The sequence below is a fragment of the Luteimonas panaciterrae genome, from assembly GCF_020511115.1.
Taxonomy (GTDB): Bacteria; Pseudomonadota; Gammaproteobacteria; order Xanthomonadales; family Xanthomonadaceae; genus Luteimonas; species Luteimonas panaciterrae.
In genome coordinates this window covers 1-1,876 of the sequence record NZ_JAJAVH010000049.1, presented here as the reverse complement: position 1 = coordinate 1,876, position 1,876 = coordinate 1, and the positions used below count along the sequence as shown (strand labels likewise).

At 54.6% G+C, this 1,876-nt stretch carries 1 protein-coding gene and 1 pseudogene; one reads left to right on the top strand and one right to left on the bottom strand.

Translation table 11 applies throughout. From position 1 onward, the window contains the following. Window positions 1-272, top strand: a pseudogene (locus LG367_RS18180) (hypothetical protein); the annotation flags it as partial. 277 nt (window positions 273-549) lie between these two features. Here LG367_RS18180 and LG367_RS18175 read toward each other — a convergent pair. Then, window positions 550-927 carry a GFA family protein gene (locus tag LG367_RS18175; RefSeq protein WP_226470677.1) on the bottom strand — a complete coding sequence of 126 codons (378 nt, stop codon included), beginning with the start codon at window positions 925-927 and terminating at the stop codon, window positions 550-552. Window positions 928-1,876 lie beyond the last annotated feature (949 nt).

The window sequence follows — 1,876 nt, the reverse complement described above, 5'->3', positions numbered from 1 at the left end:
GCCCCGAAAGAGGATCGAAACAACGGCCGCTATCGGCCATAAGCGGACATTCTCAGAGTTGGAGTAAGACGGCAGCTTCAACGCTGTCGATACCGCTACCCTGGCGCGAGATCTGCAGCCGCATCGGGCGCGATCGCAAGACGGCTTGGCGCCATTGGCAGTTCGCCCTGGCCCTGATCGTGGTGCAGCTCAACGACACCCCGCCACGTTTCGCCAGCACCGACGCCCCGATCGACGCTGCTGCGCAGCCAGATAAATCTCATGGGGCCTGATGAGGCTTTTCGGGGTCAAAAGAGCACATTGCCCGTGCCACACTTCCCCCGCTTTCCAGGTAGCCTTTCCGGCAGGCTGGTCGTAATGCCCTTGACGTAGTCCTTACGTCAAAGCTGTGAGGGTGAGCTGCACTTCACACCTCGCTGCCGCAGGTTGAGTTAGATCTCGGCCTGTTGCAGCGAGGTTCTTTTTTGATCCGCCCGCAGCGCTTAAGCCACAAAGCTGTCGATGTGGCCGTGGCAGAACAACCCGGATGATGTGAAAAGCTGAAAGCCTTCAATCGAGAAATTCCCAGGTGTCCGCCCCATCGAGGCGCCTAACGACGACCGACTCCAGGAGCGCGGGTTCGAAGTTTCGGAGGTTGACTCCGTGGCGAGCGCCAATCGCGGCTTCAACCGGCTCCCAATGGGTGACGATACCGCAGGTCTTGCAACGAAAATTCCTTAGTGTTCGATCGCCCCAGATATAGCTTTCTGTGTTCTCGGGATGACCGGTAATAGAGACCGAGCCAAGCTCGTAGAAGGCCCATATCCCTCCCGTGCGCCGACATAAGGAGCAGTTGCAACTCGTCGCGGTTTCGGGCGCCACCGGCAACGTAAGGCGCACCGAGCCGCAGTGACAGGAACCGTGCAGCAAAGACTGTTCGTGGTTCATGGCGAAGAAGTACGATCCAAGATTAGCTGCACTCCACACCCCGCTGCCACTGGTTGGCTTATGGCCCGACCTGTGGCAGCGAGGCTCTCTTTTTTGACCAGTTTGATTTTTATAGGTAACGAAGCTGTCGAAGTGGTCGTGATCGAACAGCTAGGCGAGGTGCTTTCAATCCTCCTACACCTCGGGCGGTCGCAATGATCTTGCTCTCAAACCTAGGATGATGTCTGTTTAGGGGAAATAGGCACGCACCGGCCTTGACGACACCATCGCGTATGGGTAGACACTGCCATCTGTTTCAACCTGACATCGAACTATCAACGTTCGAAACGTTAATTTGTTGAAACTGGCTCCGCCATTTGGATTAGCGTTCGTGAGTACACTTGGCACAGAACCAACACACACAGTCCACGGCGCCGGTATTGTTAGGTTGATTAAGATATTCATCTTCACACCATAATCGCCTGGAAGTTGTGCAACGGGCGCAGTGATTGTCCAAGGAAGATTCGGATTAAAACTGATACAAGTGCTATTGCCGCTGAAATTCGCGGCATAAACTGACGCGGCTCCATTTGTGATGCCTACTATGAACGTCGTGTTGCAGGGAATAGGAATACCGCTCACGACGATTCGAGTTGGCCCTGTAAAGACAACATCCCCGGTCTTGACCCAGGCCAACCCATTCCAGATTTCGTAACCCGAGGCGCTCGCAGAAGACGCCATTAACAACGACGAGGCAATGAGACTCGTCGTAACCAGTGCTTTAATACAACGCATGGCATGCCACTCCTTTGTTGTGAAGATCCGCAGGGATTGCCTGCCTATGGAAGACGCACAACGAAGGAAAAATCAGAACTGAATCGCAGTTCGATTTTTTGCATTGCACCTAATTTATGGGTCCTTCCCCGCACTGCAACAAAGCGGGAGGCACAGCCGCGAAACCTCGATAGCG